The organism is Sphingobium sp. S6 (assembly GCF_905120495.1).
Taxonomy (GTDB): domain Bacteria; phylum Pseudomonadota; class Alphaproteobacteria; order Sphingomonadales; family Sphingomonadaceae; genus Sphingobium; species Sphingobium agri.
In genome coordinates this window covers 257,942-270,377 of record NZ_CAJHOG010000002.1, presented here as the reverse complement: position 1 = coordinate 270,377, position 12,436 = coordinate 257,942, and the positions used below count along the sequence as shown (strand labels likewise).

Genomic DNA, 12,436 nt, shown 5'->3' with positions numbered 1-12,436 from the left:
AAGCGCATGATCCGATTTTCTCCGTGCCTTGTCCTTCTGACAGGGCTGATGGTTGCGGGCTGCGTGCATGATCAGCGTACGCGCCATGACGTGCCTATCCCGTCCGGCGCCGCTTATGTGGCAATGGGCAGTTCCTTTGCCGCAGGACCTGGGATTGCGCCTTCTGCCGGGAGCAAGCCGGCCCTGTGCGCACGGTCGGCGAATAATTATGCTCAGCAACTGGCGAAGCGGCGGGGGCTGCAGCTTGACGATGTCAGTTGCAGCGGGGCGACGACGCGCGGTGTGCTTGATGGCTGGGCGGGGATTGCGCCGCAGATCGATGCGCTGACGCCGGAGACGCGGCTCGTCACGATCACCATCGGCGGTAATGATGTCGGCTACATCGGGGGGTTGATGGCGGCATCCTGCCAGAGGGCGAATGCGGCGAGCAGCGTCCGTTGTCCGCCCGCTGTCCCGGCGACCGAGGAGAAGTGGGCGGCGCTGGAAGCTGCGCTTCGCCGGATCGCGGACGAGGTGCGGCAGCGTTCGCCAAAGGCTCGGCTGATCTGGGTCGATTATCCTGCCGTCCTGCCCGAGCGGGGCGGTTGCGCGGCGGCGCCGCTTTCGCCGGAGCAGGCGGATGGGGCGCGTCAGATAGCGAAACGGTTGGCGGCATTGACGGCGCGGGTGGCGCGGGAGACGGGCGGGTCGATCCTCGCTGCTTCGCGCCTGACCAAGGGGCATGACGTTTGCGCGCCAGATCCGTGGATGAACGGCTATCCTGTTCCAGAGAAGCCGGTGAGCGCGCCTTATCATCCCACGCTGCCCGGCATGACGGCGATCGCGGATGCGCTCGACCGGATGCTGGGCAGATAAGGCCGCGCCTACCGCTTCTCGTGGTTCGCGGCCACGGCCTTCGCGACTGCCTGCATCAGCTTCCAGCGGACCGGGATAGGTTCGGTCGTGCTGCCGATCATCACCGCCACGGCATAGCTGGTGCCGTCGGGCGCGGTCATGATGCCGATGTCGTTATAGCCGGTCGAGCGTGGAGCCAATTCCTGGCCCGTGCCGGTCTTGTGCAGATATTTCCAGCCGGGAGGCACGCCACCCTTGATGCGCTGCGGGCCGGTCTTCGCCTCGCTCATGATCGACATGAGCAACTGGCTTGACGCGGGGGACAGCATCTCGCCTTCCTTGAGCTTTGCCAGCGCCTTGACGATCGAGGAGGGCGCAGCGCCGTCCGGCGGATTGGAGAGGTAATTGTCGAGCGCCTTGGTCCGTACCGACATGGGCAGGCGGGAACGGGCGGCGTAGAAGTTGCGGCCGATCGAATAATCCTGCCGCCAGTCAAGCCCGGCGGTGGCCGATTGCAGCAGCCGCTCACCGGGGCCGAAGCGGATATCCTTGATCGTCCGCCGCGCGAGGTAGGCGCGCACCGCTTCGGGGCCGCCGACCGCGCGCAGCAGCGTGTCGTTCGCGGTATTGTCGCTCTGCGTCATCGCACGGCGCATGAGGTCGGAATAGCTGGTCGTCCAGCCGCTGGTCCCGACGAGCGCGGCGGTCGGCTGGTGGAAGAGGGTGAGGTCCTTGCGCGTGATCGTGGTCGTGTCGGTCAGGCGGATCTTGCCCCGGTCGACCGCGTCGAGGAAGGTCATCGACACCCAGAGCTTCGATACGCTTTGCTGCGGGAAGAGTGAGGTTCCGTTCCACGCGACGGTCCAGTCGGCCCCGATGCGGCGGACGGCGATGCCGACCTTGCCATTGAAGCTCTGCCCGAGGTTGCGCACGACGCTGACGAGGGCAGGCGGCGGGGTCTGGCGTTGATCGACGTCGAGTTCGTCGAACGTCTTGGGCGGGTTGGCGACGCGCTTGATCGGGAATGTGGCCGTCGTGGGCTGCACCTGCCGGGCGGCGCTGGCTTGCGGCTCCATGGGAGCGCTGACGCACGCGGAAAGTGCCGCAACCAACAGGATGAGGCGGAGCGATCCCCCGTCCGGACGCAGGCTGCGCCCCTTATTTCGCTTGTCCATGAATATCCCCGACTTCTCCTTCATTTAGGCCTGCGGCACCCTTCGACTGACAAGGACGATGCGACGAATGATTCCACATTTGCGATGTAAGGAGCCTGAACGATATGGCCGAGCAGCGCTCACCCGCCGTTAAGCAGGGATGGGCAAGGAAGGGCGCATGGACGGACGGATGATCGACAGGCGGGCACTGCTGCGGATAGGCGCGGGCGCTTGCGCCGGGCTGATATTGCTGCGGCATCAGAGCGCGTCGGCTGCGCCCTTCACATCGCGCCGGATCGCCGTGACGACGCGGGGGACGGGCCGCGACGTGATCCTGATCGCGGGGCTCGCCAGCGGGCCGTCGCTGTGGAGCGACATGATGGCGAAGCTGCCCGGCTATCGCTGGCACCTTGTCCATGTGCGCGGCTTTGCCGGGCTCGCAGCCGATGCCAATGCGAGCGGGCCGCTGGTGCAGCCGCTGGCCGATGAGATTGCGCGGTACATCAAGGCGGCCGGGCTCGTGCGGCCTTCGGTCATCGGGCATTCGATGGGCGGCACGCTGGCGATGAAGCTGGGGCTGAAGGCATTGGCAGGACGGATCATGGTGGTCGACATGCTGCCGGAGGGCGCGGCGATGGTCGGCGGCACGGCGCGGGGCATGGGCTATCTCGCCAACCAGCTGAGCCAGTATTTCACCGGCACCAAGGCGGGCCGGGCTTATCTGGCGCAGATCGTCGCGGATTCGCCGGGGGCCAAGGGGAGCGATCCTGATGTCATCGCCAATGCGCTTCGCGATCTCGCCAATGTCGATCTGGGGCCGCAGCTTGGACGGATCGCCGTGCCGATGGAGGTGGTCTATGCGGTCGGGGCTGACGCCGCGCAGTCGGCGCAAATCGCGCGCAATTTCCGCAGCGCCTATGCGGCCAAGAAGGACCTGAAGCTGACGCCGATCGGGCCGAGCGGCCATGTCATCATGGCGGACCAGCCCGCGCGGTTCAGCGCCGTGGTGAAGCGGTTCCTGTCGAGCTGAGCCGACCGCCATCAGGGCGCGAGTACCGTGTCGACCGCTTGCGGAAGCATGTCGGGATAGTCGAGCGTATAGTGCAGGCCCCGGCTTTCCTTGCGGCGGAGCGCCGAGCGGACGACGAGACGGGCGACCTCCAGAAGGTTACGTAACTCGATCAGGTCGGGCGTCACGCGGAAATGGCCGTAATATTCGTCCACTTCCTTGGCGAGCAGGTCGATGCGGTGCTGCGCGCGCTCAAGCCGCTTGGTGGTGCGGACGATGCCGACATAGTCCCACATGAAGCGGCGGATTTCCTTCCAGTTATGCTGGACGATGACCTCTTCGTCGCTGTTGGTGACGCGGCTTTCGTCCCATGGGTGGATCGCTGGGGGCGGCGGCAGTTCGCCCCAATGGGCGCGGATATGGCGGGCCGCCGCCTCGCCGAAGACGAAGCATTCGAGCAGCGAGTTGGACGCGAGGCGATTGGCCCCATGCAGGCCGCTTTCGGTGACTTCGCCAGCAGCATAGAGGCCCGGCAGGTCGGTGCGGCCGTCCAGGTCGATGATGACCCCGCCGCAGGTATAATGCTGCGCCGGGACGACCGGGATCGGTTCCTTGGTGATGTCGATGTCGAGGTCGAGCAGCCGCGCGTAGATGGTGGGAAAGTGGGTGCGGACGAATTCGGGTTCCTTGTGACTGATGTCGAGATGAACATAGTCGAGCCCGAGCCGCTTTATCTCATGGTCGATGGCGCGTGCCACCACATCGCGGGGCGCAAGTTCGGCGCGGGGATCGAACCGGGGCATGAAACGCTCGCCGCCGCCGGGGACGCCGGTGGGGAGCTTCAGGTGACCGCCTTCGCCGCGTACCGCTTCGGTGATCAGGAAATTCTTGACCTCCAGATTGTAGAGGCAGGTCGGGTGGAACTGGTTCATCTCCATGTTGGAGACGCGGCAGCCGGCGCGCCAGGCCATGGCGATGCCGTCGCCGGTCGCGCCGCGCGGGGCGGTGGAGAAAAGGTAGGTGCGGCCCGCTCCGCCGGTGCAGAGGATCGTCGCACGGCCCAGCAGCGCGTCGACATGCTTGGTCCGCTTGTTGAAGGCGTAGACGCCCCAGACATGACCGTCGCCCGAATAGCGCTCGCCATGGCGGGAGGTGATGAGGTCGATGGCGACCATATCCTCCAGCAGGGTGATGTTGGGGTTGGCGCGCGCGGCCTTGAGCAAGGCGACCTGCACGGCATGGCCGGTGGCGTCGTCGACATGGACGATGCGGCGGTGGCTGTGCCCGCCTTCGCGCGTCAGGTGCCAGCGTTCTCCGAACTCTTCGCCGCCGTTGAAGGGGACTCCCAGTTCTGCCAGCCTTTCGATGGCGGCGGGGGCTTCGGAGACGACGAACTCCACCGTTTCCCGATTGTTGAGGCCTGCGCCTGCGACCATCGTGTCGTTGACATGGGCTTCGAAACTGTCGCCCGCGTCGAGGACGGCGGCGATGCCACCCTGCGCCCAGTTGGTCGAGCCGCTGTCGAGCGCGGCTTTGGCGAGGACGACCACCTTGCGATCCTGTGCCAGGTTGATGGCGGCGGTGAGGCCTGCCGCGCCGGAGCCGATGATGACGACGTCGTGGGTGGTGGTGGGCATTACTTCTACTGCTCCCCTCCCGCTTGCGGGAGGGGCCGGGGGTGGGCCTGCGCAAGGGTGGTCTGGATGTGCGTTATGACGCCTTCGAGGTTTTTCATCACATCGGCATTGGAAAAGCGCAAGATTTGATAGCCGAGGGAGCGGCAGTAATCTTCTCGGCGTGCATCATAGTCGACGCTTTGATCATGGCTGTCCCCGTCGACTTCGATGATGAAGTTTAGCTCGCGGCATAGGAAATCGGCAAAATAGGGGCCAATGGGCATCTGACGGCTGAACTTGAAGCCAAGTTTGCGAGCGCGTAGCGCTTGCCACAACAGCCGCTCGGCGGGCGGTGCCGCTCTTCTGAGCTGTTTGGCCCGAGCGGTGTTACGCGGTTGGAAAGGTTGCGCTGGCCCACCCCCTAACCCCCTCCCGCCAGCGGGAGGGGGAACTTTGAGGCCCTCTGTCACGCCGCCGCCGTCAGGTTGAGGAAAACATCCTCAAGATCCGGATCCCTCGTGACGACGTCCACGATCGAGAGGCCGCTTGCCTGAACGGCGCTCAGCACCTGCCCGGCATTGGCGCGGTCCTTCATGTAGGTGATGGTGAGCGTGCGCTGGTCCGACAGTTCGACCTTTTCGAAACAGGGCGCATCGGGCGGAGCGGTGATGTCGCGGTCGACGGTTACCTGCACGACTTTCTCTTGCGCCATGGCGATGAGTTCGCGGGTAGGTTTATCCGTGATGACGCGGCCATGGTTGATGATGCCGATGCGGTCGCACAGTTCCTCGGCTTCTTCGAGATAGTGGGTGGTGAGGACGATGGTGACGCCCTGTGCGTTGAGCTCGCGCACATAGGCCCAGAGTTGCTGGCGCAGCTGGACGTCGACGCCTGCGGTCGGTTCGTCCAGCACCAGGATCGGCGGTGAGTGGACCATGGCTTTGGCCACAAGCAGGCGACGCTTCATGCCGCCGGAAAGGGTGCGGGCATAGGCGTTGGCTTTGTCCTCCAGATGGACGGCGCGCAGGAGTTCGAGGGAGCGGCGGCGTTCCTTGGGCACGCCATAATAGCCCGCCTGGTTTTCCAGCGTCTCGAACGGCGTGAAGAAGGGGTCGAAGACGATTTCCTGCGGCACGATGCCAATGCTGTTCTTGGCATTGCGGGGGTTCTGGTCGATGTCGAAGCCCCAGATTTTTGCCGTCCCGCTGGTCTTGTTGACGAGGCCTGCGAGGATGTTGATCGTGGTCGACTTGCCCGCGCCATTGGGGCCGAGCAGGCCGTAGATCTGGCCGCGCGGGATGGTGAGGTTGATATTGTCGAGCGCGCGTTTTCCGCCTGCATAGACTTTGGTGAGGTTGGTGATCTCTATGGCGGGGGTGGGGCTCTGGGTCATGGCTGAACTCTATGGGGATCGTAGGCGGCTAAGGAAAGAGGCTGAGACGGCCGAAGTTCACAGTGTCGTCGGCTGATTTGGGCTGAAATCGCCGGGATCGCGACGAAAAGGCGGCGGGAACGCGACAGGTGGGCGACAGGATCAGGCGGGGGCGCGGGGGCGTGTTTCCAGCGCGAAGGGATCGGCCATGCGCGTCGCGTGAATCTTGAGCGCGTCGTTCCAGCAGCGGTCGAACGCGGTGCCGGTGAGGCGTTGGCGCAGGCGGTGGGCGCTGGACCGCGACATGCCGACCGACCGCGCGGCTTGGGAGACGTTGCCGGTTTCGATCAGCGCGGTGAGGAAGAGGCGCTGAAGGGCTGGGGTCCAGCGGCCATGGCCGGATGGCGGCGGAAGGTCGCGCGCGGCGGGCGGAGTGGGGAGAGGCTGTTCCATCCGGCAGGATAGATCAGGGGAAATCCTATTTTGGAAGGGCTGAGAGGCGTTCGCGGGTGACGAAGTCGGCGAGGGTGCGGGAGTAAAGCTGATGTTCGGCGATGAGGATGCGCGCGGCGAGGCTGTCGGCGGTGTCGCCGGGCAGGATCGCTACCTCCGTCTGCGCCAGCACCGGGCCGTCGTCCAGTTCGCTGGTGACGACATGGACGGAGCAGCCCGCATGGCTGTCGCCCGCGTCGAGCGCCTTCTGGTGCGTGTCTAGGCCCTTATATTTGGGGAGAAGGCTGGGGTGGATGTTGAGCATCCGGTTTTCCCAGCCGCCCACGAATTCGGGCGAGAGCAGGCGCATGTAACCGGCCAGTGCGACATATTCCGCGCCTGCCTTGCGCAGCTGCGCGTCGACGATCTGGTCGAATTCGGCGCGCTTCAGGCCCTTGTGGCTTTGGGCGAAGGTGGGGATGCCTTCGGCCTCTGCGAGGGTGAGGCCTTGGGCTTGCGGGTCGTTGGCGGCGACGAGGACGAGTTCATAGGGGCAGGAGGGATGCTTGGCGGCGTACAGCAGCGCCGCCATGTTGGACCCGCGTCCGGAAATCAGAACGCCGACTTTTGCCTTTTGCATGGGGAACTTCCCTGCCGCTGCGGGAGGTGTCGGGGGTAGGCTTGCTCAAGCTGACCCTGTGACATGCCCTCCCCTAGCCCCTCCCGCCAGCGGGAGGGGGATTGGTTGATTAACCCAGATGCGTGGCGGTCCAGTCGGCCTTGGCGCTCCAGGTCTCCTGGCTGCCCTTGACGGTGCAACCCTTTTCGCCCGCTTCGACCAGCCCCACGCGGACGACTGTTTCGCCTGCGGCTTCGAGGTCGGCGGTTACGCTGTCGGCTGCATCAGCGTCCACGGCGAGCACCATGCCGACGCCGCAGTTGAAGGTGCGCGCCATTTCTTCCGGCTCGATATGGCCCTGCGCTTGCAGGAAGGCCATGAGGCGCGGCTGTTCCCATGCGTCGGCATCGACCACGGCATGGCAGCCTTCGGGCAGGACGCGGGGGATGTTTTCGAGAAGGCCGCCGCCGGTGATGTGGGCGAGCGCGTTGATCTTGCCGCCGCGTACCAGCGGAAGGAGCGGCTTCACATAGATGCGGGTCGGGGCCATCAGCGCGTCGATCAACAGCACTTCATTGTCGAAGATGGCCGGGCGGTCGAGCTTCCACCCCTTGTCGGCGGCGAGGCGGCGGACGAGGGAGAAGCCGTTGGAATGGACGCCCGAGGAAGTGAGGCCGAGGAGGACGTCGCCTGCCTTCACCTTGTTGCCGGTGAGCGCTTGGCTCCGTTCCACTGCGCCGACGCAGAAACCGGCGAGGTCATAGTCTCCGGCGGCGTACATGCCCGGCATTTCTGCGGTTTCGCCGCCGATGAGGGCGCAGCCGGCCTGTTTGCAGCCTTCGGCGATGCCCGCGATCACGCGCTCGGCGACGCCGCTCTCCAGCTTGCCGGTGGCGTAATAGTCGAGGAAGAAGAGCGGCTCCGCGCCCTGCACGATGAGGTCGTTGGCGCACATGGCGACGAGGTCGATGCCGACGCCGTCATGGCGGTCATGGTCGATCGCGAGCTTGAGCTTCGTGCCCACCCCGTCATTGGCCGCGACGAGCAGAGGGTCCTCATAGCCAGCGGCTTTGAGGTCGAAGAAACCGCCAAAGCCGCCCAGTTCGGCGTCCGCGCCGGGACGGCGGGTCGCTTTGGCCAAGGGGGCGATGGCACGGACCAGCGCATTGCCTGCCGCGATGTCCACGCCAGCCTTGGCGTAGCTGTAGGATTCGGTGTCGCTCATGGTTGGCCCCACTAGAACAATGACGCGGAAAACGGAACGGCAAATGGGTTGCCGCTTGGCAGATGGGGGAAATCCCGCCAAAAGGGCGCGCGTGAGCCTGTCCACTGCCTTCCAAAGCCAGATTTTCCGGCCTTCTTCGCTGCTTCGCCGCTTGTCGCGGCCCGTCCAGATTCTTGGCGCGATCATGCTTGGCCTCGCAGCTGCGGCCCTGTTCGCGCAGATGGAGGGCGAACGCGGTGTGCCGCCGATCGCCAGCGGCGGCGATTATCAGGTAGGCGGCATCAAGGTCGATGTGATGGGCAAGGACGCCAGCAGCGCGCGGCAGGCGGGCTGGCGGCTGGCGCAGCGGCAGGGCTGGCGGATGCTGTGGACGCGTACCCATGGCGAGGGCGGCGTGCCGAACCTGTCCGATTCGCAGCTGGAAGCGATGATTTCCGGCATCGAGATCGAATATGAGCAGATCGGGCCGACGCGCTATGTCGCGACGCTGGGCATATTGTTCGACCGCGCGCGAACGGGGCAGCTGCTGGGCGTGTCCGGAAATGTCATGCGTTCGCCGCCGCTGCTGGTCATTCCGGTGATGTGGGACGGCGGGTCCGCCGTCTCCTATGAGCGGATCAATGAGTGGCAGAAGGCCTGGGCGCGGTTCCGCACCGGGGACAGCGCGATCGACTATGTGCGGGTGAGCGGTTCGATCGCCGACCCCATCCTGCTGAATGCGGGCCAGGTGGGGCGGCGCGGGCGGCTGTGGTGGCGCGTGCTGCTGGACCAATATGGCGCGGCTGACGTGGTGGTGCCGATCGCCCGATTGCAACGGGAATATCCGGGCGGCCCGGTAAGGGGCACGTTCACCGCGCGCTATGGGCCGGACGATACGCTTATCGGCAGCTTTTCGCTTCGCGCATCGGCCGAAAGCGCGCTGCCGCAGATGATGGATGAGGCCGCGCGGCGGATCGACCAGCTTTATACAGCCGCGCTCAATGACGGGCGTTTGCGGCCCGACCCGTCGCTGATCATCGAGGAGCCGGTCAATCCCGACGCGCTCGAGATCGAGAATGCGACCGAGCAGCCGCTGGAGACACTGGAGACGCCAACGCCATCTGCGACCACCAGCAGCTTTTCGATCCAGTTCGATACGCCCGATGTCGGATCGGTGGCGCAGGGCGAGGCGGCGGTTCGGTCTATCCTGGGCGTCAGGTCGGCGGCGACGAGCAGCCTTGCGCTGGGGGGCACGTCGGTGATGCAGGTGAGCTTCGACGGCAGTGTCGATGCGTTGCGCGCCGGGCTTCAGGCGCGAGGCTTCACCGTGACGGGTTCCGGCAATGCGCTGCGCATCCGCCGGGGCGGGGCGGCGGCACCTGCCGGAGCGGGAGCGGGGACGTCAGCGCTGCAATGAGCCAGATAAGCCTGCCGTTCGAATGGCCAGGGCAGGGGACGGACGATGACTTCCTGGTCAGCGACGCCAATCATGTCGCCGTTCGCCATCTGGAAAATTGGCGCGAATGGCCCTTGGCGATCAGCGTCCTGAGCGGTCCGGCCCGGTCGGGGCGGTCGATGCTGGGTCGCCGCTTCGCCGCGATGAGCGGGGGCATGGTGATCGACGATGCGCAAGGACAGGAGGACCGGCTGCTGTTCAACGCCTGGAACGATGCGCAGACGAGCGCCAAGCCGCTGCTGCTGATCGGGGACAGCGCACCGACGCTGTGGAACGTGGCGCTGCCGGACCTGCGGTCGCGCCTTGCCGCCGCGCCGCATGTCGCGATCGAGCAGCCGGACGAGCCGCTTGCCCGTGCACTTGTAGAACGGGCGCTGGGGGGCGCGGGGTCACGATATGGGCAGGATTTGCCCGACTGGCTGCTCCGCCGGATCGAGCGCAGCTATGCCGCTATCGCCGAGGTGACGCGCCTGCTTAACGAAGCGGCATTGTCATCGGGACGTAAGATTTCCGTCGCTATGGCCAAAGAGAGTCTGCAAGCGGCTGGTTTCTTGCCTATAGTGGCGGACGATCCGCACCCCTCATCATAGTGAGAGAGACGTGGCCGAAGCTGATCCGTCCGCCAGCCTGACACTGCCCACCGACCGCTATTTCAACCGGGAGCTGTCCTGGCTGGCATTCAACCAGCGGGTGCTGGAAGAGGCGATGAACCGCGCGCATCCGCTGCTGGAGCGGCTGCGGTTCCTGTCGATTTCCGGGGCGAACCTGGATGAATTTTTCAGCGTGCGCGTGGCGGGCCTGAAAGGGCAGCAGCTGCAGGATGTCGACATGCGGTCGGCCGATGGGCTAACTCCCGCGCAGCAGCTTGCCGCGATCGCCGATGAGACCGCGCGGCTGATGACGGCGCAGCAGAAGGTCTGGGGCGCGCTGCATGGTGAACTGACGCAGGTCGGGATCGAGGTGATGGGGCCCGCCAGCGAGATCGATGCGGGCAGCGAGACATGGCTGCGGGAGCATTTCCTGAGCCAGGTCTTTCCGATCCTCACGCCACAGGCGCTCGACCCGGCGCATCCCTTTCCCTTCATCCCCAACCAGGGGCTGTCGATCGTCTTCGATCTGGAGCGGCTGTCGGACAAGCAGCCGATCCGCGAACTGGTGATGATCCCGTCCTCGCTGGCCCGCTTTGTTCGGGTGCCGGGCACCCCGGCGCGCTACATGGCGCTGGAGGCGGTGATCCGCCGCTTTTCGGGCGACCTCTTCCCCGGCTATCGGGTGCGCAACAGCGGTGTGTTCCGCATCATTCGCGACTCCGATATCGAGATCGAGGAAGAGGCGGAGGATCTGGTCCGCTATTTCCGCAGCGCCATCAAGCGCCGCCGCCGGGGCCGCGTGATCCGCATGGAGATCGAGGAGCGCATTCCCGAGCCGGTCGAGGAAATGTTGCAGGACATGCTCCAGGGGCATGAGGCGATCATTGCCGAGGTCGAGGGCTTTGTCGGCATCGGCGACCTTAGCGGCATTGTCGATGAGGATCGGCCCGACCTGAAGTTCGAACCCTATGCTCCGCGATTCCCTGAACGAATCCGCGAATATGGCGGGGATTGCTTTGCGGCGATCCGGGCGAAGGACATCGTCGTCCATCACCCCTATGAAGCGTTCGACGTGGTCGTTTCATTTCTGAAACAAGCGGCGTCCGACCCCGACGTAGTGGCGATCAAGCAGACGCTGTATCGCGCGGGCAAGCAGTCGGCGATCATCCGCGCGCTGATCGATGCGGCCGAGGCGGGCAAGTCGGTGACGGCGGTGGTGGAGCTGAAGGCGCGGTTCGACGAGGAACAGAACCTGATGTGGGCCGACGCGCTGGAACGCGCGGGCGTGCAGGTGGTCTATGGCTTCATCGACTGGAAGACGCATGCCAAGGTGTCGATGGTTGTCCGCCGCGAAGGCGAGGCGTTCCGCACCTACTGCCATTTCGGCACGGGCAATTATCACCCCGTCACCGCGCGCATCTATACCGATTTGAGCTTCTTCACCGCCGATCCCGCTTATGGCCGGGATGCCGCCGCGCTGTTCAATTACATCACCGGCTATGTCGAGCCGCAGAGCCTCGAAAAGCTGGTGATGAGCCCGCGCGACCTGCGCAATCGGCTTTGTCAGCTGATCGATGCGGAGATCGAACATGTCCGCGCCGGGCGGCCCGGTAATATCTGGGCTAAGATGAACTCGCTGGTCGATCCCGCGATCATCGAGAAGCTCTATGCGGCGAGCAACGCGGGGGTGGAGATCGACCTGATCGTGCGCGGCATCTGCTGCCTGCGGCCCGGGGTGCCGGGCATGTCGGAGAATATACGGGTGAAATCGGTGGTCGGCCGCTTTCTGGAGCATAGCCGCATCACCGCCTTCGGCAATGGCAAGGCGCTGCCCAACAACGGCGCGAAGGTGTTCATCAGCTCGGCAGACTGGATGCCGAGGAACTTTGACCGCCGCGTCGAATTTCTTGCCCCTGTGGAGAACCCGACCGTTCACGACCAGATTTTGGACCAGGTGATGGTCGCCAACCTGATCGACAGCGAACAGAGTTGGGAGCTGGACAGCGACGGCCACTATACCCGCGTGGATTCGAGCGATCGGCCGTTCAACCTGCACCGCTATTTCATGACCAACCCGTCGCTGTCGGGCCGGGGCGCGGCGATGGACAGCGGGACGGTGCCGACTTTGCGCCTGCGCGGCCGGGCCTGAC

The 12,436-nt window shown here is 65.3% G+C and carries 11 protein-coding genes and 1 pseudogene; 5 read left to right on the top strand and 7 right to left on the bottom strand.

Going from position 1 to position 12,436, the window contains the following annotated elements:
* Positions 1–6 precede the first annotated feature (6 nt).
* Positions 7–855 (top strand): SGNH/GDSL hydrolase family protein, encoded by an 849-nt coding sequence (locus tag SPHS8_RS08440; protein ID WP_201515094.1) that lies wholly within the window; start codon positions 7–9, stop codon positions 853–855.
* Between the two features lie 8 nt (positions 856–863).
* Here the strand turns inward: SPHS8_RS08440 and SPHS8_RS08435 are convergent, their stop codons facing one another.
* Positions 864–2,009 (bottom strand): serine hydrolase, encoded by a 1,146-nt coding sequence (locus tag SPHS8_RS08435; RefSeq protein WP_236575041.1) that lies wholly within the window; start codon positions 2,007–2,009, stop codon positions 864–866.
* A 157-nt stretch (positions 2,010–2,166) separates the two neighbouring features.
* Between SPHS8_RS08435 and SPHS8_RS08430 the strand changes: the two genes are divergently transcribed.
* Positions 2,167–3,018, top strand: coding sequence for an alpha/beta fold hydrolase (locus SPHS8_RS08430; RefSeq protein ID WP_236575040.1), 852 nt, complete (start codon positions 2,167–2,169; stop codon positions 3,016–3,018).
* An 11-nt stretch (positions 3,019–3,029) separates the two neighbouring features.
* On the opposite strand, the gene nadB is transcribed toward SPHS8_RS08430, so the two are convergent.
* From nadB to purM, 6 genes and pseudogenes are all read right to left on the bottom strand, one after another.
* Positions 3,030–4,634 (bottom strand): L-aspartate oxidase, encoded by a 1,605-nt coding sequence (gene nadB / locus SPHS8_RS08425; RefSeq protein ID WP_201515092.1) that lies wholly within the window; start codon positions 4,632–4,634, stop codon positions 3,030–3,032.
* Positions 4,635–4,639: 5 nt separating this feature from the next.
* Positions 4,640–5,083, bottom strand: coding sequence for an endonuclease domain-containing protein (locus SPHS8_RS08420; RefSeq protein ID WP_201515091.1), 444 nt, complete (start codon positions 5,081–5,083; stop codon positions 4,640–4,642).
* Positions 5,080–6,006 (bottom strand): ABC transporter ATP-binding protein, encoded by a 927-nt coding sequence (locus SPHS8_RS08415; protein WP_201515090.1) that lies wholly within the window; start codon positions 6,004–6,006, stop codon positions 5,080–5,082. Before SPHS8_RS08415 ends, SPHS8_RS08420 begins: the two co-directional genes overlap by 4 nt.
* Before the next feature lie 141 nt (positions 6,007–6,147).
* Positions 6,148–6,438 (bottom strand): LysR family transcriptional regulator, encoded by a 291-nt coding sequence (locus SPHS8_RS08410; RefSeq protein WP_201515089.1) that lies wholly within the window; start codon positions 6,436–6,438, stop codon positions 6,148–6,150.
* A 46-nt stretch (positions 6,439–6,484) separates the two neighbouring features.
* A pseudogene (gene purN, locus SPHS8_RS08405) lies at positions 6,485–7,057 on the bottom strand (phosphoribosylglycinamide formyltransferase); the annotation flags it as partial.
* Between the two features lie 109 nt (positions 7,058–7,166).
* Positions 7,167–8,261 carry a phosphoribosylformylglycinamidine cyclo-ligase gene (gene purM, locus SPHS8_RS08400; RefSeq protein WP_201515087.1) on the bottom strand — a complete coding sequence of 365 codons (1,095 nt, stop codon included), beginning with the start codon at positions 8,259–8,261 and terminating at the stop codon, positions 7,167–7,169.
* Between the two features lie 184 nt (positions 8,262–8,445).
* On the opposite strand from purM, the gene SPHS8_RS08395 reads away from it, so the two are divergent.
* The 3 genes from SPHS8_RS08395 to SPHS8_RS08385 are packed head-to-tail and all read left to right on the top strand — an operon-like array spanning position 8,446 to position 12,435.
* Positions 8,446–9,657: a heavy-metal-associated domain-containing protein gene (locus SPHS8_RS08395; protein WP_236575086.1), complete on the top strand. Its 1,212-nt coding sequence runs from the start codon at positions 8,446–8,448 to the stop codon at positions 9,655–9,657.
* Positions 9,654–10,286 (top strand): chromosomal replication initiator DnaA, encoded by a 633-nt coding sequence (locus tag SPHS8_RS08390; RefSeq protein WP_201515085.1) that lies wholly within the window; start codon positions 9,654–9,656, stop codon positions 10,284–10,286. Before SPHS8_RS08395 ends, SPHS8_RS08390 begins: the two co-directional genes overlap by 4 nt.
* Before the next feature lie 10 nt (positions 10,287–10,296).
* On the top strand, positions 10,297–12,435 hold the full coding sequence (locus SPHS8_RS08385) for an RNA degradosome polyphosphate kinase (RefSeq protein WP_097090863.1): 2,139 nt from the start codon (positions 10,297–10,299) through the stop codon (positions 12,433–12,435).
* Position 12,436 lies beyond the last annotated feature (1 nt).

Excerpts from the sequence above, each read along its gene's own strand:
- SPHS8_RS08440 (WP_201515094.1), top strand. The coding sequence starts at position 7 with ATGATCCGATTTTCTCCGTGCCTTGTCCTTCTGACAGGGCTGATGGTT.
- SPHS8_RS08435 (WP_236575041.1), bottom strand. The coding sequence starts at position 2,009 with ATGGACAAGCGAAATAAGGGGCGCAGCCTGCGTCCGGACGGGGGATCG.
- SPHS8_RS08430 (WP_236575040.1), top strand. The coding sequence starts at position 2,167 with ATGGACGGACGGATGATCGACAGGCGGGCACTGCTGCGGATAGGCGCG.
- nadB (WP_201515092.1), bottom strand. The coding sequence starts at position 4,634 with ATGCCCACCACCACCCACGACGTCGTCATCATCGGCTCCGGCGCGGCA.
- SPHS8_RS08415 (WP_201515090.1), bottom strand. The coding sequence starts at position 6,006 with ATGACCCAGAGCCCCACCCCCGCCATAGAGATCACCAACCTCACCAAA.
- SPHS8_RS08410 (WP_201515089.1), bottom strand. The coding sequence starts at position 6,438 with ATGGAACAGCCTCTCCCCACTCCGCCCGCCGCGCGCGACCTTCCGCCG.
- purM (WP_201515087.1), bottom strand. The coding sequence starts at position 8,261 with ATGAGCGACACCGAATCCTACAGCTACGCCAAGGCTGGCGTGGACATC.
- SPHS8_RS08395 (WP_236575086.1), top strand. The coding sequence starts at position 8,446 with ATGCTTGGCCTCGCAGCTGCGGCCCTGTTCGCGCAGATGGAGGGCGAA.
- SPHS8_RS08390 (WP_201515085.1), top strand. The coding sequence starts at position 9,654 with ATGAGCCAGATAAGCCTGCCGTTCGAATGGCCAGGGCAGGGGACGGAC.